This is a genomic window from Sphingobium algorifonticola (genome assembly GCF_004005485.1).
Classification (GTDB): Bacteria; Pseudomonadota; Alphaproteobacteria; order Sphingomonadales; family Sphingomonadaceae; genus Sphingobium; species Sphingobium algorifonticola.
The window spans coordinates 44,098-66,021 of the sequence record NZ_RZUL01000003.1 but is presented as its reverse complement, the minus strand read 5'-3'; the positions used below and the strand labels follow the sequence as shown (position 1 = coordinate 66,021).

Sequence of the window (21,924 nt, the reverse complement as noted above, 5' to 3'; positions counted from 1 at the left end):
AGATCGACTTTCTACTTCCGTGGTAGCCCGACGATGCAAACGGGCATCAGCTTGCTCAACACGGGGCTAGCCGTCCAGCAGCGAAGTCGCGCGCGAGCGCGATGAATGCCTGGAAGGCTGCGGAGGAATTGCGCCGATTGGAGTAATAGAGGCACAGCGGCGCGAGCGGTGGCGTCCAGTCTTCTAGAATGCGGACAAGTCGGCCGACCGCGATGTCATCGCGAACGTCGGTCTCCATGAAATAGCCAATGCCCACACCGTTCGTAACCGCGATCCGGGCCAAGGAGGCTTCATCGAGAGTGATCGGGCCCTCAACGTCGAGTTGCAATGCTTCGCCGTCTTTCTCGAAGCGCCACTGGAATAACGCTCCATTGGGAAGCCGGATTCGGAGGCATGGGTAGTTGAGAAGTTCCTGAGGAACCCGCGGAATAACACTGCTCTCAAAAAGGGAGGGGGATGCCACCACTGCCATGCGCCGCATCTGGCCCAGCGGTATAGCAATCGCGTCACTGGGTATCAAATCGGCGCTGCGCACCCCCAGATCGAAGCCCGCTGCTACAACATCGACAAGGCGTCCCTCCGTAACGAGGTCGATATGAACCTGCGGATAGCACTTCAGATATGCGAGAACGAGCGGCGCCATGATCTCGCGCGCTGCCGTCGCGAAGGCGTTGATACGCAACGTGCCGGACGGTGTCTCCTGCTGGGAGCGCGCTGTGTCCATCGCCTTTCGTATGTCTTCGAGCGCCGGTTTGATTTTCGCGACAAAGCCTTGCCCCGCATAGGTGAGCGAGACGCTGCGCGTGGTGCGATTAAATAGCCGCACCGCAAGCTCCCGTTCCAGCTTGCCGACTGCATTGCTGATGGCCGTGGTCGACATGCCGAGATCGATCGCTGCTGCGCGGAACGAGCCGCAGCGAACGATGGCAAGAACCGCCTCGAGTTCGATCAGGGAATGGCGAGTCATTGTCCCGTTATTCGCAACACATCATGCCGATCTGTCTCGATTATCAGGCGAAAAGTCCATCGCTAAATAAGGTTCATCACCGTCGAGGAGATGACAATGTCCATGAACCTACCCAAGCCGATTGCCGACTATATAGAAGCAAACGCCCGTCTTGATATTGACGACATGTTGCAGCCTTTCCTGCACGACGCCGTCTTTATCGACAACGGCAAGCATTTCCAGGGTCACGCGGCGATCCGCCAGCTTTTCGCGGAAGAGGTACTGCCGGTGAAGGCGATCTTTACGCCCGCGACTGTTTGGGCAGAAGGCGGCGATGTGGTCATCGACGGCTCTGCTGATGGTGACTTTCCGGGTAGTCCGCTCCGCTTCACCTACCGCTTCACACTGGCGAATGGTGCCATCAAGAGTTTGGAGACCAAGGTATGAGCATCAAGCCCGATCCTGCCGAGTTCGTCGGGAAGCGCGTAGTCGTCAGCGGGGGCACCAAAGGTCTTGGTCGCGCTACCGTCGCGCGCTTCCTGGCTGGCGGAGCCCGTGTGGTTACGGCCGCCCGCGCGATCAAGGACGCCATTCAGGGGGTCGAATATGTCCGGGCGGACCTGACAACCGCAGAGGGCGGCGAAGCACTGGCCAGGGCGGCGCTTGCGCGGCTAGGTGGCGTCGACATCCTTGCTCATGTCATCGGCGGTTCGGCTTCCCCGGCGGGAGGCTTCGTAACACTAACCGATGAGCACTGGCTCGCGGAGCTGAACCTCAATCTGCTGGCGGCGGTTCGGCTCGATAGACTGCTGATACCGCAGATGCTCGAGCGGGGCCGGGGAACCGTGGTGCACGTCACCTCGATCCAGTCCGTCCTGCCGCTGCCCGAATCCACGACCGGCTATGCCGCCGCCAAGGCCGCACTCAGGACCTACAGCAAGTCGATCTCGAAAGAAATCGGGCCCAAGGGCGTACGGGTCAACTCCGTTTCGCCCGGCTGGATCATGACCGAGGCCACCGAAGCTTTTCTCGAAATTCTTCGGGCAAAAAACGGCGGCACGACCGACGAAGCGCGTCAATCCGTGCTTGATGTTCTGGGCGGGATCCCGATAGGGCGCGGTGCCGAACCCGAAGAGGTAGCTGACCTCATTGCCTATCTCGCCTCTGACCGAGCCGCCGCAATCCATGGCGCCGAGTTCGTAATCGACGGCGGCACCATACGCACCGTCTGAAGTGCCGCCCACCGCCGTACCCCGACTATGACGAGTGTCGGCACGCTAACACTGGCAGTGGCAGTGGCAGTGGCCGTTGTCGTTTTTCATTATCCATACCGCCCGAGCAAACGCTTAATTTCAGCATCAACAAAGAGTTGTCGTTCCAAACTACAGGCGGGAACGACAACTCTTTGTTGATGAGATGCGACCTGAGATATGGGAACGTAGGCACCGCAGTCCAAATGCCCGAGGAGGGGTAAGCGACGACATTTGGCAAATGGCGGACAGGGTGGGATTCGAACCCACGGAGAGCTTGCACCCTCGGCGGTTTTCAAGACCGCTGCCTTAAACCACTCGGCCACCTGTCCCCGCTGCGGCTATTATCCACTCGGGGCGGGTTGCCAAGGCAAAAGTTTCGGATGAACCGAACAGGCGGCCCGCAATAAAGGGATTCCCGTGGCGCGCCCGCTGTGCGACACTTGCGCGCATTACGCCGGAAATGGCGGTTAAGCGACCAAAGGCAAGCGGATGACACGATCTTTCCTGATCGCAATCATGATGATGAGCGGCATGGCGTTCTGGCCGGGCAGCGCAGTAGCGCCGCCTGCCGTTGCACAATCGGACCCGGCGACGGTACGGGATATGCAGCCCAGCGGCTTTCAGGCCTATCTGTCCGGATTACGGCCAAAAGCGCGTGCCATGGGTATAAGAGACGCGACCATGGACGGCGTTTTCCCGACACTCACCTTCAATCCGCGCGTCGTGGCGCTGGATCAGGCGCAACCCGGCGGCGGCCCCGAATCACCGATACCGGCATTCGAACCTTATCGTCGCCAGCATGTCGATGCGGCGCGGATCAACCGCGGGCGGATCGCCTATCAGACCAATCGCAGCCGGCTGACACGGATCGAGCGCGAAACCGGCGTTCCCGAAGCGATCATGGTCGCGATCTACGGGCACGAGACCAATTACGGTTCCTATGTCGGTGATTTCGACCTGCTGCGTTCGCTGGCGACGCTGGCTTTTGAGGGGCGGCGGCGCGCCTTATTCGAACCAGAGTTACTGGCGACTCTCAAGATGCTGGATAGTGGCGTGCCACGCGGTCGGCTGGTTGGCAGTTGGGCGGGTGCGACGGGATATCCGCAGTTTCTCCCCTCGGTCTATCTGCGCGTGGCCAAGGACGGCGACGGCGACGGCAAGGCCGATATCTGGACTAGCGAAGCGGATGCTCTGGCCAGCATCGCCAATTATTTCGTCGATGCGGGGTGGCGGCGCGGGATGCCGTGGGGCATCGCCGTTTCAGTCCCTGCGGGCCTCGATCGCGGCGCCATCGCCAATCGCACCACGGCGCCCCGTTGCCCGCGCGTGATGGAACGACACAGCCGCTGGCTGACGATGGCCGAGTGGCGTCGACGCGGGGTGATGCCGCTGGGCGGAACGACGCTGGCCGACACTGATCTTGCAACGCTGATCGAACCGGACGGGCCGGGTCGTACCGCCTATCTGCTGACCGGCAATTACCGTGTGATACTCGATTACAACTGCTCCAACTTCTATGCGCTCTCGGTCGGGCTGCTCGCCGATGCCGTGGCGGGGTAAGTTGGCGCACCTGCACCCTTGGGCTTCCGCGCGACCTGCATACTGGCTAATGACTGCGCGACTTACCTAATTTTCAGTGACCGTTTCGAGAGTATAGATGACAAAACGCCTTGCGCTTGCCCTGATAATTCCTTTGCTGGCTCAGCCGCTGTCGGCTGAAGCACCGCCCTACACCAGCGGTGCGCCAATCGCCTTCATGAAAGACCTGTCTTCGGGTGCCGTGCTGTACGACAAGGGCGGCGACCAGCGCATACCCCCGGCTTCCATGGCCAAGATGATGACGGCGCACGTGGCATTCCGCATGATCCAGATGGGCGAGTTGAAACTGGACACCAAGTTTACCGTGCGCCCTGAGACGTGGAAGCGGTGGCATGGCCCAGCGGCGGGATCGACGATGTTCCTGTCGCCTGGCGAACAGGTGTCGGTGGAAAATCTGCTGCATGGCATCGTCACACTCTCGGGCAATGACGCGTGCGTCGTTCTGGCGGAAGGCATCGCGGGAACGGAACAGGCGTTCGTCGCGCTGATGAACCAGGAGGGCAAGCGGCTCGGCCTTGCGAACAGCCGGTTCGGCAACTCAAATGGTTGGCCGGACGAAGGCGCGACCTACGTTACCGCGCGCGATCTGGCGCGTCTGGCGGAAGCGACGGTGCTGGAAACGCCCGATCTCTACAAGAAATTCTATGCCACCACGTCCTTCACCTGGGGGCGAACGATGGGCGGTGCGGAGATCACGCAGGGCAATCGCAACCCCATTCTGGGGAGAATCCCGGGTGCGGATGGTCTTAAAACCGGCCATACTGAAGAAGCCGGCTATGGCTTTACCGGATCGGCGGAGCAAAGCGGGCGGCGACTGGTGATGGTGGTGGCCGGGCTGGACAGTTTCAACGGGCGGATCGAGGAATCGGTGCGTTTCATGGACTGGGGGTTCAAGGCGTGGAAAACACAACCGCTCTTTCGCAAGGGGGCGCAAGTCGAAACCGCGCCGGTGCAACTTGGCAGCGCCACCAGCGTTGCGCTGATCGCCCCACGCAATCTCGCCGTGACGTTGCCGCGCACTGCCTCATCAAACATCCAGGTCAAGGTCGTCTATTCCGGTCCGATCAAGGCACCGATCGCCAAGGGGCAGGAAATCGCCCAACTTGTCGTTACGACGCCCGATACCGGAGCACAGACAATGCCGCTGGTAGCAGGCGCGGCGGTGGCAGAGGCGGGCATGTTCGGCCGTCTGTGGAACGGCCTCATGTCCTTCTTCAGCTAGGGCACATGATGTGACGGCCCGCGGCCGGTTCATCAGCCTGGAAGGCGGCGAAGGCGCAGGGAAATCGACGCAGCTTCGCGCCCTTGCTGCGGCGCTGCGCACCAAAGGACTGACCGTCGTCGAAACGCGCGAGCCAGGCGGCAGCGGGGGTGCGGAAACAATCCGTCAGCTACTGCTGACGGGACAAGCGGACCGCTGGACTGCACGGGCAGAGGCGCTGCTGTTCGCGGCAGCGCGGGCCGATCATGTGGCGCGTCTGATCCGTCCGGCGCTGGACAACGGGGCATGGGTGCTGTGCGATCGCTTCCTGGACAGCAGCCGCGCCTATCAGGGAGGAGCGAACGGGCTGGCCGACGCCGACATTCTGGCGCTCCATCGGATAGGCAGCCAAGGTTTTTTGCCCGACCGTACTTTCCTGCTGACGTTGGACGAGGCGACGGCGGCAGCGCGTACGAAGGCAAGGGATGGCGACGAGACCGACCGCATCGGCGGGCGGGATCGCAGCTATCATCGCCGTGTCGCTGCCGCTTTCGCTGCCTGCGCAGCGCAGGAGCCGGATCGTTTCAGACTTGTTGACGCCAGTCGCGCGGCTGACATTGTTACCACGCAGATGCTGGATCTGCTGGTGGACTTGCTGCCATGACGTCACTTCTGGGGCAGGACATGCAGGCGCGCACTCTGCTGGAGGCAGCACGAAGTGGGCGGATGCACCACGGCTGGATATTGGCGGGGCCACGCGGCATCGGAAAAGCGGGTTTTGCCCGAGCGATGGCGCGGCGCATGCTCGCGGAAGCAGCAGGGGCACCGACCGGCGGCGACGGCCTGGACCTGCCACCTGACAATCCCAACGCCCGGCTGTTCGACGCCGGAACGCATCCCGACTATGCCGAATTGCAGCGGCTGGAAAAGGACAATGGCGATCTTGCCCGCAACATCAGCGTCGATCAGGTGCGCAGTCTGCAACGGCTGCTAGGATCGGTTCCGTCGCTGTCCGAGCGGCGTATTGTGCTTATCGACAGCGCCGACGATCTCGAACGATCCGCCGCCAACGCATTACTCAAAAATCTGGAGGAGCCGCCCGCCGGCACAGTGTTTCTGCTGGTTGCCCATGCCCCGGCGCGCTTGCTGCCGACGATCCGGTCACGGTGCCGGGTGCTGCGCTTTGCCGGATTGCGCGACGACGCAATGCGGGTCGTGTTGCGGCGTCATCTGCCGGAATGTTCGGCCGCAGAGTTGGACGCCCTAGTGCAGGCAGGCGAGGGGTCTCCGGGACGTGCGCTGGGCTATGCCGACCTTGACCTCAATAGCATGATTGCAGCATTGGAAGCGATTACCGCAGATGGTGATCCTGGCAATATCCGTCGTCTGGCTCTAGCCAAAAGCCTGTCCGGCAAGACGGCGCGCCCGCGTTACGAAGCCATGCTTGAACGGGCACCAGCCTTTCTGGCATCGATGGCGCGCCAGCGGCGAGGCGCTGCCCTCAAAGACGCGCTAACTGCCTGGGAAGAGGCTCGGCAACTGGCATCGGGCGCGAGCGTTCTCTCGCTCGATCCCGCCACGGTGGTATTTGAGCTGTGCACTCACATCGCCCGTCTCGCACCCGCGCGACAGGGTGCCTGAGGCACCGTTCAGCCGTTGCGATATGCCATTTTGAACCCTAGAGAGGCTGGCATGTCCAAGCCTTTCACCATTACCACCGCCATAAGCTATCCTAATGGCCGCCCGCATATCGGCCACGCCTATGAAGCGATTGCCACCGATGCAATCGCCCGTTTTCAGCGGATGATGGGACGCGATGTCTTCTTCCAGACAGGGACGGATGAACATGGCCTAAAAATGGATCAGGCCGCGCGCAGCCGCGGCATCTCGCCACGCGCTCTTGCAGATGAAATGGCATCACATTTCAAGGAAATGGACGATGCGCTTGGCATCAGTTACGATCGGTTCATCCGGACCAGCGAACCGGATCATCACGCGGCCAGCCAGGCATTATGGAAGGCGATGGAAGCCAATGGCGACCTTTATCTCGGCCGCTACGAGGGCTGGTATTCGGTCCGTGACGAGGCGTTCTACGACGAAAAGGAACTGATCGACGGGGAAGGGGGCCAACGGCTTTCGCCTCAGGGAACCCCTGTCGAATGGACCGTCGAGGAAAGTTGGTTCTTCCGCCTGTCTAACTACCAGCAAAAGCTGCTTGACCTGTACGCCGCGCAACCCCAATTCATCAGGCCGGAAAGCCGCCGGAATGAAGTGTTGCGCTTCGTTGAAGGCGGGCTGTCGGACCTCAGTATTTCGCGCACGAGCTTTGACTGGGGCGTAAAGGTGCCGGGCGCTGACGGCCATGTGATGTACGTATGGGTCGATGCGCTGACCAATTATCTCACCGGCTGCGGCTACCCCGATGATACCGCCCGCATGGCGCGTTATTGGGCCGATGGCGGGGACATCGTGCATATTATCGGCAAGGATATCGTGCGTTTTCATGCTGTTTACTGGCCAGCATTTCTCATGAGTGCGAAACTGCCTCTGCCCGCCCAAGTGTTCGGCCACGGTTTTCTGCTGAACCGGGGTGAGAAGATGTCTAAATCGGTTGGCAATGTCGCCGATCCGCTGGAACTGGCGGAGCGTTTCGGCGTGGACCAACTCCGCTATTTTCTGCTGTCCGAAGTGACCTTCGGCAATGACGGCAGCTATAGCGCGGAAGCCATCGTGCAGCGTGCGAACAGCGATCTGGCGAACAGCTTCGGCAATCTTGCACAGCGGACGTTGAGCTTCATCGCGAAGAATCTGGATGGGCGCTTGCCAGCGGTTCACGGGCATGATCCCGCAGATACCGATCTGGCCGCGGTAATCGACCAGATCGTTCGCGTGGATATGCCCGCTGCTTTTGCCGATCTTGCGCCGTCACAGGCCATCGAGGCGTGGATGCGCGCGGTATTCGCCTGCAATCAATATATCGACGCACAGGCACCGTGGACGTTGCGTAAAGGCGATCCTGACCGGATGGAAACCGTGCTCGCAACACTGTATTGCGCGATCGCTCAACTTGCTGTCGCGATCCTGCCGGTCATTCCCGCCAGCGCAACGGCATTGCTCGATCAGATGGGCGTTCCCGAGGACAGGCGCGGCTATGGGACAATTGAGGGCGACTGGTATTCGTCGCTCATGCGAGACGGTTTCACACTGTCGCCACCCAAGCCGTTGTTTCCCCGTTTGGAATTGACGGAAGCTGACGCCTGATGCTGGTCGATAGTCACTGCCACCTGAACTACAAGGGGCTGGTCGAGGACCAGCAGGCTGTTCTGGCGCGCGCGCGCGGGGCAGGGGTCGTTACGATGCTCAACATCGCGACACGCGAAAGCGAATGGGACGCGGTTCTTGCTACGGCGGAGCGCGAGGAAGACGTCTGGGCGACGGTCGGCATCCACCCGCATGAGGCTGACGAGCATCCGCATATCGACACCGCCAAGCTGGTGGAGCGCGCCGCACATCCCAAGGTGATCGGGATCGGCGAGACAGGACTCGATTATTACTATGATCATAGCGACCGTGCACGGCAGCAGGCGTCGTTCCGCGCGCACATCGCCGCATCACGCGAAACGGGCCTGCCGCTGATCGTCCATACCCGCGATGCGGAAGAGGATACGCTTGCTATCCTGCAGGACGAAATGGGGAAGGGGGCCTTCCCCGCCGTCATCCACTGTTTCACCGCCAGCGGTGCCTTTGCCGATGCGGCGCTGGCAATCGGCCTTTACATCAGCATCTCGGGGATCGTAACGTTCAAGAGCGCGCGCGATTTGCAGGAAACCGCAGCCAGGCTGCCGATCGACCGGCTGCTGATCGAAACCGACAGCCCATTTCTGGCACCCGTGCCACATCGCGGAAAGCCATGTGAGCCAGCGTTTGTAGCGGACACCGCCCGCTTTCTCGCGACGCTTCGTGGCGAAAGCGAATTGGCGCTTGCCGCCGCCACGCGCGATAACTTCACCAGGTTGTTCGCCAAGAGCGTGGCATGACCCTGAAAGTCACGATCCTGGGATGCGGCACATCGTCGGGGGTTCCGCGGATCGGCAACGACTGGGGTACTTGCGACCCAGCAGAGCCGAAGAACCATCGCACAAGGGTCTCGATCCTGATCGAAACCGAGCGCACACGCCTGCTTGTCGATACGTCGCCCGATATGCGTGCCCAATTGCTGGCCGCAAATGTCGTGGATATCGATGCGATCCTGTGGACACATGATCACGCCGACCACTGCCATGGTATCGATGATGTGCGTCAGTTGTTCCACCACAAAGGTCAGCCCGTCGCAGGCTATGCGAGATCGGAAACGCTGACGTTATTACAGCGCCGCTTCGCTTATGCCTTCCAGGGACATGACGGCTATCCCGCAACCATCGAGCCGCATGTGCTTCCTGACATTTTACGCATCGATGACATCGATGTCGGCTGCGTCGATCAGCCGCACGGTGCGATCTATTCAACCGGATTTCGGTTCACGGCTGGCGGAAAATCCGTCGGCTATGCGACTGACTTTCATGCCGTGACGTCACAAATGGAAAGGCTTTACGGTGCGGTCGATTTATGGATCGTCGATGCGTTGCGCGAACGGCCGCATCCGACACATCCGCATCTGGCATTGACACTGGATGCCATCGCACGGGTAAGGCCGGGTCGTGCGATCCTGACGCACATGGACAACAGTATGGATTACCGCACACTATCCAAGAGCCTGCCAGATACAGTCGAGCCGGGATATGACGGCATGGTCGTTGCCCTGTGACGGCAGGCTCCGATATCGCGAGCATGATCTGGTATGCTCTGATATTGTTGCTTGTGGGATCGGCTTTTCTGACCCGTCGGGTGCCGTGGCGCAGCGCCTTCGGCATGATATTGGCGTGGATCGCCATTTTCGCGGTCGTTCTGGTCGCGATAAGCTATCGCGAAGAACTGGCCGGGGTGTTTCGTCGGGTGTCCGGCGACGTGCTGGGGCGTCCACGACAGACGACAGACGGCAGCAGCATGCGGGTCGCGGTTGCGTCCGACGGCCATTACTGGGTTGAAGGTACGATCAACGGCACCAGTGCACGTTTTCTGATCGACAGCGGCGCAACAGTAACGGCGCTCTCTACAGAAACCGCGCGCGCTGCCGGAATCGTGCCGGACAGGCAACGCATGCCTGTGGTGATGCAGACGGCCAACGGTCCAGTCGAGGCACAGCGCGCGCGCGTGACCGAACTCGTCGTCGGCTCCATACGGATGCATGACGTACCCGTGGTCGTTGCGCCGCAATTCGGAAAGATCAACGTGATCGGCATGAATATGCTTTCGCGATTGCAAAGCTGGCAGGTCCGCAACGGCGAGATGGTGTTGGAACCATGATCATCGGCGCCAGTTCACAATTAAATTTAACATAATATATATTATCGAACTATAGGATATCTATGTCTGCCGATGAGATCCCCGATCGCCCTGCTCCGGCGCTTCCCGATGCCCCATCCGCCGACATCGGTCCGTTGGTGGCGATCATGACGCGGTTGCGGGATCCGAACGGCGGTTGCCCTTGGGATCTCGAACAGACTTTTGCAACGATCGCACCCTACGCCATCGAAGAAGCCTATGAGGTAATCGATGCGATCGGCCGCAACGACATGGTATCGCTCTGCGACGAACTGGGCGACCTGCTGCTTCAGGTGGTGTTCCATGCAAGGATGGCGGATGAAGCTGGGCATTTCACACTGCAATCGGTCGTCGACAGCATTTGCACGAAGATGATCCGGCGCCACCCCCATGTCTTTGCCGAAACGTCAGCTGATGGCGCGCAAACAGTTGAACGAAATTGGGAAGCCATCAAGGCGTCGGAACGAGCGGGTCGCGGTATGGACAGCAGCGCGCTGGCGGGCGTGGCACTGGCGTTACCTGCACTGTTACGGGCGGAAAAATTGCAAAAACGTGCCGCGCGGACAGGCTTTGACTGGCCCGACACGCAAGGTGTCATCGCGAAAATATTCGAAGAAATTGAAGAGGTTGTGAATGCCAGTTCGCAGGATCAGAAAGAAGAGGAAGTTGGCGATTTGTTATTTGCCGTAGTCAATCTGGCACGGCATCTGAATGTCGACCCAGAATCAGCGCTGCGCGGCGCCAACAGCAAGTTTGATAGACGGTTTCGCGCGATGGAAAACATGGTGGGCGATGCTTTTCCGTCGCTCCCTCTCATGGACAAGGAAGCGTTGTGGCAGGCCGCGAAAAGCGACGAGATTAAGCCTTCCGCGCCCTGAAACGCGCATAAGCGGAATGGGATAGACGTACGTTGAGTGCAAGTGTCTGATCCGACACTATGCTGTCCAACACTTCGCCATGTTCATGCAACCACGCCGCGGCAGCCCCATCGGCCGGGTCCAGCGTTATCGCATGCACTTCCGCACCCGCAGTCAATGTTTCGCTTATGGCCCGTTGCAGCCTGTCCAGCCCCTCTCCGGTGATCGCGGACAGCGGGATAACCGCCTCCTGCCGCTGCGCCACTTCACGAACATGCGCGGCGTCTTCGGAGTCCAACATGTCCATCTTGTTCCAGGCCTCGATCATCGGCGGGACTGTCGCCGGATCTGCCCCCTCCCCGTAAATTCCGAGTTCCTCAAGTACTTGGAGCACATCGTCACGCTGCGCATCGCTGTCGGGATGGGCGATGTCGCGAACATGGACAATCAGGTCAGCGGACAGCACCTCCTCCAGCGTCGCGCGAAACGCCGCGATAAGCTGCGTCGGCAAGTCGGACACGAAGCCGACCGTGTCGGACAATATTGCCTTGTCGAGCCCGGGCAACGCAATCTGCCGCATCGTCGGATCCAGCGTCGCGAACAGCAGATTTTCCGCCATCACATCGGCGCCGGTCATTCTGTTGAACAATGTCGATTTCCCGGCATTGGTATAGCCCACGAGGGCGATCACCGGCCAGGGCGCTTTCTGGCGGCGGGCCCGATGCAGGCCGCGCGTACGAGTTACCTGCTCCAGTTCCCGCCGTATCTTCGCCATACGATCGCGGATCATGCGCCGGTCCGCCTCGATCTGCGTTTCGCCCGGACCGCCAAGAAAGCCGAAACCGCCCCGTTGCCGCTCCAGATGGGTCCAGCTTCGCACCAGCCGCCCTGCCTGATAATCGAGATGCGCCAGCTCGACTTGCAGGCGGCCTTCGTTCGTCGCGGCCCGCTCTCCGAAGATTTCCAGGATAAGGCCTGTGCGATCGATGACCTTCGCCTTGGTCACTTTCTCAAGATTGCTTTGCTGGACAGGGGAAAGAGCGTTATCAACAATGACCAGTTCGGCGTCATGATCCATGGCGAGCGCGGCAATCGCCTCAACCTGTCCGCTGCCGAACAAGGTGGACGGCTTGCGATCGCGAACACGAAACGCCTGAGAACCGCGCACATCGATGCCGATGGCACGGGCAAGGCCCCGCGCCTCTTCAAGCCGCGCGTCGGGATCGCGCCGGTCACCGCCGGCAAGCTCTGCATGGACAACGACAGCGCGCGCGCCGCGCGATACGTCATCCTTGGAATCACGATCAAAAACACTCATGGGCATTCAACGCGCATCAATGCTGCAATGTTGCAAGTGTGCACGCGTGCAGGATCAGTCCTGATCGGCTTCGCCTTCGGCCGACAGGTCCAGCGGATGCGAGGGCTGGACGGTCGAAATCGCATGTTTGTATACCAGCTGGGCCATCCCGTCGCGTTCCAGCATCATGCAGAACAGATCGAACGCGGCGATTTCGCCCTGAAGCATGACACCATTGACAAGAAACATCGTTACCGGATGTCCCGATTTTCGCACCGCATTCAGAAAGATTTCCTGAAGCAGCCGCGCCTTTTTGTCATTGGCCTCGAATGCCTTGCGGACTTCTGAAAGGTCCATAGGCTGCGCTGGCATCACAGTCGAAATCGCATGCTTGTACACAAGCTGCGACTGCCCGTCGCGACGCAGCAGGACGGAGAAGTTATCGAACCAGGTAATGATGCCTTGCAGCTTCACCCCCTTGACGAGAAACATCGTCACAGGCGTTTTAGATTTGCGCAGGCTGTTAAGGAAAATATCCTGAAGATTGTTGATTTTGTCGGCCATCGTTGAAAGCCTTTCTATCTTGGCGGGACGTTGCCCGCGCCTGTGCCCTTTGCAAGGACATCGTGCTGCCTCCGCCAACCGGAAGACGACTGTCTTTTAACGCAAGTGCGAGATAAGTCCAAGCCCATCTCATGCAACAGGATTGAGCCTCACTGATCCTTGCCATCGGTGATACCGAGCAGCTTCAGTTTGCGGTGCAATGCTGATCGTTCCATGCCAATGAATGTCGCCGTCCGCGATATATTTCCTGAAAAACGGCGAATCTGTACGCGCAGATATTCCCGCTCGAAACTCTCCCGAGCCTCGCGCAGTGGTGAACCCATGATAGCACTCGTACCGATGCCCTCGCCACCGCCGCCACCGGTTGTTTCCGCCGGGAGCATGTCGAGTTCAATGCGGGCGATCCGGTCGCCTGGCGCGAGAATCATCGTGCGTTCGATGACATTGCGCAACTGCCTGACATTTCCTGGCCACTCGCAAGCCTGCAACGCCGCCATGGCGTCTGTTGCGACATCGGGAGACGGCACGCGTCGCTCGGCCGCAAAACGCGCAAGGAAATGATCGACCAGCGGCGGAATATCCTCGCGACGCTCGCTGAGCGGGGGAATCACCAGCGGCACGACGTTCAAGCGATAGTAAAGGTCTTCGCGGAACCGCTTTTCCTCTATTTCACGGGCCAGATCGCGCGCAGTCGATGATATCACGCGAACGTCGACCTTGACCTGCCGTTGCCCCCCTACCCGGGTGAAACTCTGTTCAGTCAGAACCCGCAGGATTTTGCCTTGCGTTGTCGTGGGCATATCGGCGATTTCATCCAGATACAGCGTCCCGCCATGGGCCTGCTCCAGAAAGCCGGGGCGAACCAAGCCTTCGCTATCCTCTATGCCAAACAACTCCTCCTCGACCCGCTCCGGCTCCATGCGGGCGGCGGACACCACGACGAAAGGCGCACCGGCCCGGCCGCTCCAGGCGTGGAGCATCCGAGCGGCCACTTCCTTCCCCCCACCTGCGGGGGCGGAAATCAGGACGCGGCTGCCCGTTCCGGCGACTTTTTTGATGGTGGCGCGAACGGCGTTGATGGCGCTGCTGTTGCCAGTCAGTTCGTCGTCCTGTCCAACGCGCGCGCGCAGTGACTGATTTTCCCGGCGCAGCCGCTCCGTCTCCGTCGCGCGGGACACGAGGTGGATCAGCCGATCCGCCTCGAACGGCTTCTCGATGAAATCGACCGCACCTTTGCGGATCGCCGCGACGGCCGTGTCGATATTGCCATGCCCGGAAATCATCAACACCGGGATCGAGGGATCCCGCCGCTTGATTTCTTCGAGCAATTCCAGCCCGTCCAGCTTCGATCCCTGAAGCCACACATCAAGAAGCACGAGCGAAGGTCGCCGGGCGTCGAGCGCGTCGATCGCCGCTTCGCTGCTGGCGGCGGTGCGCGCTTCGTACCCTTCATCCTCCAGCACACCCGCGACGAGATCACGAATGTCCTCTTCATCATCGACGATCAGAATATCAAGCGCCATGTGCCGTCACTATTCCCTTCGCGGCGGCTAGGTCTGGGGCCGCCTCCAGTCGTTCCAATGCCTGCATGTCGAACGTGATCGTCACGCAGGCTCCACCGCCGTTGGCATCGCGAAAAACTATCTTCCCGCAATGTTCCTCGACAATCTTCTTGACGATCGCGAGGCCAAGGCCGGTGCCCTTGGCCCGCGTGGTCATATAGGGTTCCAGCATCCTTTCCCGCTCGGGCGGCAGGCCGACGCCATCATCGGTGACTGTGATGCACAACAGATGCGGGTCGGCCCGGTCGAGGATCATGCGGATGTGGCCCCGCGGCGCGCTATCGTCCCGCGAGGGCTTCGGCTCTATCGCTTCCACGGCGTTTTTCACGATGTTCGTCAATGCCTGACCGATTTGCCGCCGGTCACACACGATATCGACCGGTCCGGCCTTTGCGTCGAACGCAAAGCTGATGTCAGGATGCGCCACTTCGTGCAGGAACAAAGCGTGGCGAGCGATATCGACGATCGCCTCCCGGCGGAAGACCGGCTTGGGCATACGCGCGAAAGAGGAGAACTCATCGACGATCCGACGCAGATCGCCGACCTGCCGCACAATCGTGCCGGTCAGCCGGGCGAACGTCGCTTTGTCACTACTGATCTCCTCACCATAACGACGCTGAAGGCGTTCGGCGGCGAGCTGGATCGGTGTCAGCGGATTCTTGATTTCATGGGCTATTCGCCGTGCGACGTCGGACCAGGCGGCACGGCGCTGATCGGAAAGCTGCTGGGTGATGTCGTCGAACGTCAAAACGTGACCCGAAGCGTCGCGCGAGAGCTTGACCGCGAGGGTTCGCACTTCCCCCCTCGCCCGTATCTGAACGATCCCGGCGTCCTGCTCTTCGTCGAGCAGGGCAGCCAGTTCCGGCGATAGTTGCGCGAGCGGCCTGTCCACTGGATCATCGCCATCCTCCGCCAATATCCGCGCGGCTGAACTGTTGAGCAAACGGACTTTCTGCTGCTGATCGACCGAAAGCACACCGGCGGTCACGCCCGAAAGGATCGCCTCGATAAACGCACGGCGGTTGTCGAGTTGCCCGTTTGCTGCAACGAGCGCACCCGTTTGCGCCTCAAGACGCTGCGTCATCCGGTTGAACGCGCTGGCGAGTGTGCCGATTTCATCGCGGGCATGCGGCCCTGAAACGCGAGTCGACAGATCGCCTGCGGTAATCCTGCGCGCCGCATCGACAAGTTCGTTGACGGGGCGAACCAGCCTGTCGGCAACCGTCAGCGCGATCCAGACGGCGATCCCGACGAGCAGCAAGGAACCCACATAGAGAAAGATGTTGAACCGAAGCTGCAAGCTGCGCGAGCGGGCGGCGAAATCGTCATAGTCCGACAGAACGGCTTGGGCCCGGGTGACTTGGCTGAAAGCCGGGGCGTCGGCATCGCGCGTTGCGTAGAGATAGATACGCTCGCGCGGATACAGCAGCGTCACTGCCTCGATCTGGTTCGGGCTGGCTTTGACGACCACATCCTCGCCTCGCCCGAGCCGCGCGATCACGTTGGGCGTCAGGATGTTTTTCGCCACGCGATCATCGGACGCGACATTGGCCACCGTGCGCTCGATCCCGTCCTGGCCGATTTCGATGATCGCCGACCGGTTCAGCTTGCGCGTCACGACCTGATAAACATAGCCTTCCCGAAACTCGGGGCTGGAGACCGACGACTGGTTGAGATAGTCGCGCAGGTCATTGCTCATCGTCAGCGTCTCGTCGCGCACTTCCGCCAGATTCTGCTCATAATAGCCACGCGCAAAGTCGTTCGCGTTTTCCAGCATGCCGCGCGCGCTATCGGAGAACCAGAATTGTACGCCATATTGAAACAGCAGCGACGCGAATATGACGACGAGAAGCATCGGCACGCTCGACAGGATCGAAAAGATCGCGACGAGGCGAACGTGCAATTGACCTTCGCTGCCGGCTGCAGTGCGTTCAGCCCGGCCTATGGCAAGACGCCGCCCGAGCAGAACCAGCAAGGCAATAGCTGGCACAAGATTGGCCACAAGCAACAGCGCGACAATAGGTGGTGTCAGCAGCGAGTAGGAATCGCCCTGCGACGACACCAGCAGATAAGTCAGCACGCCTATCGCGACGAGCAGGATAACCGTGGCCGCCTCAAATATGCGTGCGCGCCGCGGCCCCTTCAGCAATGCCGGGAGAAACCGCTGCCAACCCGAATCATGATGTTGCGGCTGCTCCGCGCTGTCCGACATAGTTGCAGGGATACAACAATAATGTGCCTGCTAAAACACAGTTTTTGACAGAATTGTTGCGATTGGTCGATTGCGGTGAAGCTTTGGTCGGATCAGCTATCCTGCTGGCGCAGGACAATCGGCTCGATGCCATAGTGAGTGAGCTTGGATCGCAGCGTATTGCGATTGATGCCAAGCATACTGGCCGCCTTGATCTGGTTTCCGTCGGTGGCAAGCAACGTCTCACGCAGCAACACAGGTTCCACCAACGCCAGCATATCATCGTGAAGCCGGGTTTGCGACAATCGCGCACCCACCGCGAGGTGCGCGCGGATCCACTCGCGCAGCGAGTCGGTTACGCGCATCGCTCCGGCAGCGCCGTCGTCCGAAGCGGGCGACAGATGCGGCAGACTGGATCGCAACATATCGGCGGTAATGACGTTCTCGCGCGTCAGCACCGCCATCCGCTGCATGACATTCTGCAGTTCCCTGACGTTGCCCGGCCATGTCCAACTGGCCAGCAATGCGGCCGCATCATCCGCCAAAGTCTTGCGCGGCAACCCCTCGCTCGCCGCGCGATCCAGAAAATGCCTAGCCAGCAGGGGAATGTCGTCGCGCCGCTCCCGTAATGCGGGCAGCGGGATCGGTACGACATTGAGTCTGTAGTACAGATCCTCGCGAAATCTGTTCTCTGCTATCAGCGAAGGCAAATCCTTATTCGTCGCAGCAATGATGCGAACATTCACCTTCACTTGCGCGGAGCCGCCGACAGTCGTCACTTCGCCGGACTGGAGCACGCGCAGCAGCCGCGTCTGTGCCTCCAGCGGCATGTCGCCGATCTCGTCGAGGAACAGCGTGCCGCCATTGGCCTGTTCGAACTTGCCGGCAGTGCGGGTATTGGCGCCGGTAAACGCACCCTTTTCATAGCCGAACAGCTCCGCCTCGATCAGTTCGCGCGGGATGGCCGCCATGTTGATCGCAACGAACGGGCGAGACCGCCTGCGTCCCAGCTTGTGGATCGCTTCGGCGACCAGCTCCTTGCCGGTCCCCGATTCGCCGAGCACCAGGATCGTGAGGTCATTGGATACGACGCGGGCGATGGTGCGATAGACTTCCTGCATCGCCGCTGACCGGCCGACCAGCGGCAGGCCGTCCTGTTCGGGCATGTCAATCTCAACATCGCCATCACCCAGCGACTCATTCTCGCACCGCGTGGCCAGCGCATCGGCCACCGCGCGCGTCAGTTCGTTGAGGTCAAATGGCTTGGGCAGATACTCGAACGCCCCTTTTTCCGTCGCGCTGACCGCAGTGTTCAGGGTATTCTGAGCCGACAATATGATAACGCTGATGTCCGGCGCACCCGCGATGATGGTCGGCACGTCGTCGAGGCCATTGCCATCGGGCAGCATCACGTCCGTGATGAGGACATCGGGCATGAATGTATCGAGCAGTGATGCCCGTTCGGCTATGGTCGCCGCAGTCTTGACCTTATGTCCCTGGCGGCGCAACGCCTCGCCCACCACGATGCAGATCGCCGGATCGTCGTCCACAACCAGGATCTTTCCCCGCATCGTCCGTGTCATCGCGACCATCAGGCGATGCCCATCGGCAGAAGGATGCGAAAGACTGTCTCTCCTGCTTCCGCGTCGCGCTGGAATTGCACAAACCCGTTCATATCGCGCACCAATTTATCGACGAGCGCCAGCCCCAAACCCTGGCCGGAACGCTTGCCCGTGATGAAGGGATTGAAAAGATGCTCGCGGATATGGTCCGGTACGCCGGGACCGTTGTCGATAACCAATATCTCGATAGGCAGCGATGCATTGCCTTTGCCGCCGGGCAGCATGACCGACATCCCGTGACGGAATGACGTCACGATGCGGATACGCGGTCGAGTGACCGGCCGCTCCGCCTGCACCAATGCCTCCGCTGCATTTTTCAGCAGGTTGATCATGATCTGGACGAGCGCATCACCGTTCACCAGGGCAAAGGGAAGCGATGGATCATAATTCTTGCTGATGCGGATATCGCGGGCAAAGCCCGCAATCGCCACCTCCGCAGCGCGATCGAGCAAGGGATAGATGTTTTCGGGTCGGCATTGCAGGGCGCGTTCGGTGGTGAAATCCTGCATCCGATCGATCAACGCGGCGATGCGATCGACTTCGTTGCAGATCAGGCGCGTAAGAGCGCTGGCGCCGTCGTCGTCCCCGGAATCAAGCAATTGCGCGGCACCGCGTATGCCCGAAAGCGGGTTCTTGATTTCATGGGCGAGGATTGCGGCAGCGCCCATCGCCGATCGGGTGCCGCCCCCGGTGCGCCGGTGAGCGAGCTTCTGCGCCTCGCTTTTCGAATGGATTGATATGACGCGCCACCCGTCGAAATCAGGGATAGGCGCGATCATAAGATCGACTTCCATTGCCGCCGTACGCCCCGCGTGAACCTGCACGTCATAGGCGGCGAGAGGCTTCTGCGAGTTCCAGACGTCATATCGCCCATCGATATCCGCGAGGCGCAGGGTTCGCGCGATATCGCTGCCGATGATCGCCGATCGCGCCATGTTCAAGAGCGTTTCGGCCCGCACATTGGCATTGGCGATCCGGTTGTCCGGCCCGACGACCAAGGTCGCCACGGGAAAGGCCGTGACAATATCGCCCAGCGAAGGCTCGTCACTGCGTGACCGCCGGGGCGGCGCGGCCGTGGTGACCATAGTCAGGCGGCGCGAACGAGCGGCGGCGCACGATCAAGGGCAGCGTCGCCCAGATCGACGAGCGGCGCATAGAATCGTTCCAGCATGGCAAGCACGCGATCCGCATCAGGTTCCTGATTGACGGCATGGCGGAACTCTGCCGAACCGGGCAGGCCCTTTGTGTACCAGCCGATATGCTTGCGCGCCATATTCACGCCCGTTTCGCGCCCATAATGCTCGAGCATGGCGCGATAATGATCGACGATGACCGCATATTGTTCCGCGAGCGACGGATCGGCAAGGCGCTCACCGGTTGCAAACCAGTGCATGACCTGACCGATCAGCCATGGTCGGCCGTAGGCACCACGCCCGATCATCACGCCATCGGCACCGCTGGCCTGCAGCGCCTCGTCGGCGTCCTCGAGCGAACAAATATCGCCGTTGACGATCACCGGCAGCGAAACGGCCTCTTTCACTTTCCGCACAAACGCCCAGTCGGCCGATCCCTTGTACATCTGATTGCGGGTGCGGCCATGCACGGTAATCATCTTCGCGCCCAGATCCTCGGCGATATGCGCCAGTTCGGGCGCGTTCAGGCTGGCATGATCCCAACCCATCCGCATCTTGACTGTTACCGGCACGTTGACTGCCTTCACGGTCGCGGCGATCAGCGAGGCGGCCAGCGGCAGGTCCCGCATCAACGCGCTGCCCGCATCGCCATTGACGACTTTCTTGACCGGGCAACCCATGTTGATATCGATGATCGCGGCGCCGCGATCGGCGTTCAGCCTTGCGGCGTCGGCCATTTCCTGCGGCGCGCAGCCCGCAAGTTGCATCGAGACAGGTTCTTCGATCGGATGCCAGGCGGCCTTCTGGATTGACTGGCGCGTTTCGCGGATCATCGCGGCAGAGGCAATCATTTCCGTGACGTTGAGACCGCAGCCGTAACGGCGCACCAACGTCCGAAACGGCATGTCGGTTACACCCGTCATGGGGGCCAGAATCACGGGCATGGCAATGCGCACGTCGCCGATGGCAATCGGCCGAAGGGTGGAGCGGGGCGCGGAGTCGTCGATCATGAACAGTGCCTAAAAAAGAGGCAGCGATGTAGCGTCAAATGCACCAAACGGCAAGCGACTGGCGAAGGCGGATCACCTCGGCTATGCGCGCAGGATGACAGCAGCAACCATCGCCGCCATCGTCGTCGCCGCCGGACGCGGCCTGCGCGCGGGTGGCGATCTGCCGAAACAGTATCGCATGGTCGCCGGCCGCGCCGTGCTCGCCCATGCCGTGATGGCGCTTGCCGATCATGCTGCCATTACCACCATTGTCATTGTCATCGGCGAAGGCGAGGAAGATCATGCTCGGCAAGTGATTGGCGATATCAGGGGGGCGACCATCCTGTTCGCTCGGGGCGGCGACAGCAGGCGGGCGTCCGTCAGGGCCGGTCTGGACTCGCTCGCGCAGGTGGGCGGCATTGCCCAGGTTCTGGTTCACGACGCCGCGCGCCCCTTTCTGCCGCAAGCGGTCATCGCACGCCTGCTGGCGGCGCTGGACGATGCCGATGGTGCCATCCCCGCCCTGCCCGTCGTCGATACGCTCGTGCGCGGCACGGCAACCGTTTCCCAAAGCGTGGACAGAGCCGATCTATGGCGGGTGCAGACACCGCAGGCGTTTCGCGTCGGGCCGATTCTTGCGGCGCATCAGGCCTGGCACAATCAGCCGGAGCCAACCGACGATGCGCAAATGCTCCGTGCGATGGGCCATGATGTTGTGATTATAGAGGGCGACACCATGCTGGAAAAATTGACGCATCCGGCCGATTTTCTTGCCGCAGAGCAGCGGATGACGGCACGGTACGCAACGCGGACTGGTATGGGGTATGATGTCCACCGCCTTGTTCCCGGTGAAACATTGTGGCTGTGCGGCGTTCAGGTTCCCCATGACAAGGGCCTTTCGGGTCATAGCGATGCGGATGTTGCACTGCATGCGCTGGTCGATGCGATACTCGGCGCGCTGGCGGACGGCGATATCGGCAGCCATTTTCCGCCGTCCGATCCCCAATGGCGTGGCGCTGCGTCATCGCGCTTTGTCGAACATGCCCGCGCGCTGGTGGCCGCGCGGGGTGGAGTGCTGCATCATGTCGATGTCACAATCATATGCGAAGCTCCCAAAATCGGTCCGCATCGTGATGCCATGCGGGCCAGCATCGCTGCATTGCTTGACATCGCCGTTGAAAAGGTGAGCGTGAAGGCAACAACGACCGAGCGGCTTGGATTTGCCGGACGCGGCGAAGGCATCGCTGCTCAGGCCGTCGCAACCTTATCCCTGCCGGAGCTGTTCTGAT

The 21,924-nt window shown here is 60.8% G+C and carries 20 protein-coding genes and 1 tRNA gene; 12 read left to right on the top strand and 9 right to left on the bottom strand.

The genetic code is table 11. The annotated features are described in order from the left end of the window. Positions 1-55 precede the first annotated feature (55 nt). Positions 56-967, bottom strand: coding sequence for a LysR family transcriptional regulator (locus ENE74_RS09505; protein WP_127690713.1), 912 nt, complete (start codon positions 965-967; stop codon positions 56-58). A gap of 96 nt (positions 968-1,063) precedes the next feature. On the opposite strand from ENE74_RS09505, the gene ENE74_RS09500 reads away from it, so the two are divergent. Both ENE74_RS09500 and ENE74_RS09495 read left to right on the top strand, forming a co-directional pair. Further along, the gene (locus tag ENE74_RS09500) at positions 1,064-1,393 is read left to right on the top strand and encodes a nuclear transport factor 2 family protein (protein WP_127690712.1); all 330 of its coding nucleotides are present in this window, start codon (positions 1,064-1,066) and stop codon (positions 1,391-1,393) included. Continuing rightward, positions 1,390-2,178 carry an SDR family oxidoreductase gene (locus ENE74_RS09495; RefSeq protein ID WP_127690711.1) on the top strand — a complete coding sequence of 263 codons (789 nt, stop codon included), beginning with the start codon at positions 1,390-1,392 and terminating at the stop codon, positions 2,176-2,178. The genes ENE74_RS09500 and ENE74_RS09495 overlap by 4 nt, the downstream gene beginning before the upstream one ends. Positions 2,179-2,438: 260 nt before the next feature. Here the strand turns inward: ENE74_RS09495 and ENE74_RS09490 are convergent. After that, positions 2,439-2,528, bottom strand: a tRNA-Ser gene (locus ENE74_RS09490). Positions 2,529-2,715: 187 nt separating this feature from the next. Here ENE74_RS09490 and ENE74_RS09485 point away from each other — a divergent pair. From ENE74_RS09485 to mazG, 9 genes are all read left to right on the top strand, one after another. After that, entirely contained in the window at positions 2,716-3,759 is a 1,044-nt protein-coding gene (locus ENE74_RS09485) for a lytic murein transglycosylase (protein ID WP_420902585.1), read from the top strand. A gap of 97 nt (positions 3,760-3,856) precedes the next feature. Beyond that, positions 3,857-5,020 (top strand): D-alanyl-D-alanine carboxypeptidase family protein, encoded by a 1,164-nt coding sequence (locus tag ENE74_RS09480; RefSeq protein WP_127690710.1) that lies wholly within the window; start codon positions 3,857-3,859, stop codon positions 5,018-5,020. 10 nt (positions 5,021-5,030) lie between these two features. Then, positions 5,031-5,663, top strand: a complete 633-nt coding sequence (tmk, locus tag ENE74_RS09475) for a dTMP kinase (protein WP_127690709.1) — start codon at positions 5,031-5,033, stop codon at positions 5,661-5,663. Beyond that, positions 5,660-6,640: an AAA family ATPase gene (locus ENE74_RS09470; RefSeq protein WP_127690708.1), complete on the top strand. Its 981-nt coding sequence runs from the start codon at positions 5,660-5,662 to the stop codon at positions 6,638-6,640. Before tmk ends, ENE74_RS09470 begins: the two co-directional genes overlap by 4 nt. 51 nt (positions 6,641-6,691) lie before the next feature. After that, positions 6,692-8,260: a methionine--tRNA ligase gene (gene metG, locus ENE74_RS09465; protein WP_127690707.1), complete on the top strand. Its 1,569-nt coding sequence runs from the start codon at positions 6,692-6,694 to the stop codon at positions 8,258-8,260. Beyond that, a complete protein-coding gene (locus ENE74_RS09460) occupies positions 8,260-9,036 on the top strand; it encodes a TatD family hydrolase (RefSeq protein ID WP_127690706.1) in 777 nt (258 codons plus the stop codon). Before metG ends, ENE74_RS09460 begins: the two co-directional genes overlap by 1 nt. Next, on the top strand, positions 9,033-9,803 hold the full coding sequence (locus tag ENE74_RS09455) for an MBL fold metallo-hydrolase (RefSeq protein ID WP_127690705.1): 771 nt from the start codon (positions 9,033-9,035) through the stop codon (positions 9,801-9,803). The genes ENE74_RS09460 and ENE74_RS09455 overlap by 4 nt, the downstream gene beginning before the upstream one ends. Before the next feature lie 23 nt (positions 9,804-9,826). Then, on the top strand, positions 9,827-10,402 hold the full coding sequence (locus ENE74_RS09450) for a retropepsin-like aspartic protease family protein (protein WP_127690704.1): 576 nt from the start codon (positions 9,827-9,829) through the stop codon (positions 10,400-10,402). A gap of 62 nt (positions 10,403-10,464) precedes the next feature. After that, a complete protein-coding gene (gene mazG, locus ENE74_RS09445) occupies positions 10,465-11,298 on the top strand; it encodes a nucleoside triphosphate pyrophosphohydrolase (RefSeq protein ID WP_127690703.1) in 834 nt (277 codons plus the stop codon). Here mazG and hflX read toward each other — a convergent pair. The 7 genes from hflX to dusB all read right to left on the bottom strand — a co-directional run bounded on the left by hflX (position 11,279) and on the right by dusB (position 20,656). Further along, positions 11,279-12,595, bottom strand: a complete 1,317-nt coding sequence (hflX, locus tag ENE74_RS09440; protein WP_127690702.1) for a GTPase HflX — start codon at positions 12,593-12,595, stop codon at positions 11,279-11,281. The two genes, mazG and hflX, sit on opposite strands and share 20 nt — an antisense overlap. 54 nt (positions 12,596-12,649) lie before the next feature. Then, positions 12,650-13,156, bottom strand: coding sequence for an RNA chaperone Hfq (hfq, locus tag ENE74_RS09435; RefSeq protein WP_277601371.1), 507 nt, complete (start codon positions 13,154-13,156; stop codon positions 12,650-12,652). Positions 13,157-13,287: 131 nt separating this feature from the next. Further along, positions 13,288-14,661, bottom strand: a complete 1,374-nt coding sequence (gene ntrX, locus ENE74_RS09430; protein ID WP_127690701.1) for a nitrogen assimilation response regulator NtrX — start codon at positions 14,659-14,661, stop codon at positions 13,288-13,290. Continuing rightward, positions 14,651-16,912, bottom strand: coding sequence for a sensor histidine kinase (locus ENE74_RS09425; protein WP_127690700.1), 2,262 nt, complete (start codon positions 16,910-16,912; stop codon positions 14,651-14,653). Before ENE74_RS09425 ends, ntrX begins: the two co-directional genes overlap by 11 nt. 92 nt (positions 16,913-17,004) lie before the next feature. Beyond that, positions 17,005-18,462 carry a nitrogen regulation protein NR(I) gene (ntrC, locus tag ENE74_RS09420; RefSeq protein WP_127690699.1) on the bottom strand — a complete coding sequence of 486 codons (1,458 nt, stop codon included), beginning with the start codon at positions 18,460-18,462 and terminating at the stop codon, positions 17,005-17,007. A 20-nt stretch (positions 18,463-18,482) separates the two neighbouring features. Further along, on the bottom strand, positions 18,483-19,598 hold the full coding sequence (locus tag ENE74_RS09415; RefSeq protein WP_127690698.1) for a two-component system sensor histidine kinase NtrB: 1,116 nt from the start codon (positions 19,596-19,598) through the stop codon (positions 18,483-18,485). Between the two features lie 2 nt (positions 19,599-19,600). Continuing rightward, positions 19,601-20,656 carry a tRNA dihydrouridine synthase DusB gene (dusB, locus tag ENE74_RS09410; protein WP_127690697.1) on the bottom strand — a complete coding sequence of 352 codons (1,056 nt, stop codon included), beginning with the start codon at positions 20,654-20,656 and terminating at the stop codon, positions 19,601-19,603. Between the two features lie 94 nt (positions 20,657-20,750). On the opposite strand from dusB, the gene ENE74_RS09405 reads away from it, so the two are divergent. Then, a complete protein-coding gene (locus ENE74_RS09405; protein ID WP_127690696.1) occupies positions 20,751-21,923 on the top strand; it encodes a bifunctional 2-C-methyl-D-erythritol 4-phosphate cytidylyltransferase/2-C-methyl-D-erythritol 2,4-cyclodiphosphate synthase in 1,173 nt (390 codons plus the stop codon). Position 21,924 lies beyond the last annotated feature (1 nt).

Bases quoted from the DNA above. Each gene is read 5' to 3' on its own strand.
- ENE74_RS09505 (WP_127690713.1), bottom strand. From the start codon at position 967: ATGACTCGCCATTCCCTGATCGAACTCGAGGCGGTTCTTGCCATCGTT.
- ENE74_RS09500 (WP_127690712.1), top strand. From the start codon at position 1,064: ATGTCCATGAACCTACCCAAGCCGATTGCCGACTATATAGAAGCAAAC.
- ENE74_RS09495 (WP_127690711.1), top strand. From the start codon at position 1,390: ATGAGCATCAAGCCCGATCCTGCCGAGTTCGTCGGGAAGCGCGTAGTC.
- ENE74_RS09485 (WP_420902585.1), top strand. From the start codon at position 2,716: ATGATGATGAGCGGCATGGCGTTCTGGCCGGGCAGCGCAGTAGCGCCG.
- ENE74_RS09480 (WP_127690710.1), top strand. From the start codon at position 3,857: ATGACAAAACGCCTTGCGCTTGCCCTGATAATTCCTTTGCTGGCTCAG.
- ENE74_RS09470 (WP_127690708.1), top strand. From the start codon at position 5,660: ATGACGTCACTTCTGGGGCAGGACATGCAGGCGCGCACTCTGCTGGAG.
- metG (WP_127690707.1), top strand. From the start codon at position 6,692: ATGTCCAAGCCTTTCACCATTACCACCGCCATAAGCTATCCTAATGGC.
- ENE74_RS09460 (WP_127690706.1), top strand. From the start codon at position 8,260: ATGCTGGTCGATAGTCACTGCCACCTGAACTACAAGGGGCTGGTCGAG.
- ENE74_RS09455 (WP_127690705.1), top strand. From the start codon at position 9,033: ATGACCCTGAAAGTCACGATCCTGGGATGCGGCACATCGTCGGGGGTT.
- ENE74_RS09450 (WP_127690704.1), top strand. From the start codon at position 9,827: ATGATCTGGTATGCTCTGATATTGTTGCTTGTGGGATCGGCTTTTCTG.
- mazG (WP_127690703.1), top strand. From the start codon at position 10,465: ATGTCTGCCGATGAGATCCCCGATCGCCCTGCTCCGGCGCTTCCCGAT.
- hflX (WP_127690702.1), bottom strand. From the start codon at position 12,595: ATGAGTGTTTTTGATCGTGATTCCAAGGATGACGTATCGCGCGGCGCG.
- ntrX (WP_127690701.1), bottom strand. From the start codon at position 14,661: ATGGCGCTTGATATTCTGATCGTCGATGATGAAGAGGACATTCGTGAT.
- ENE74_RS09425 (WP_127690700.1), bottom strand. From the start codon at position 16,912: ATGTCGGACAGCGCGGAGCAGCCGCAACATCATGATTCGGGTTGGCAG.
- ntrC (WP_127690699.1), bottom strand. From the start codon at position 18,462: ATGCGGGGAAAGATCCTGGTTGTGGACGACGATCCGGCGATCTGCATC.
- ENE74_RS09415 (WP_127690698.1), bottom strand. From the start codon at position 19,598: ATGGTCACCACGGCCGCGCCGCCCCGGCGGTCACGCAGTGACGAGCCT.
- dusB (WP_127690697.1), bottom strand. From the start codon at position 20,656: ATGATCGACGACTCCGCGCCCCGCTCCACCCTTCGGCCGATTGCCATC.
- ENE74_RS09405 (WP_127690696.1), top strand. From the start codon at position 20,751: ATGACAGCAGCAACCATCGCCGCCATCGTCGTCGCCGCCGGACGCGGC.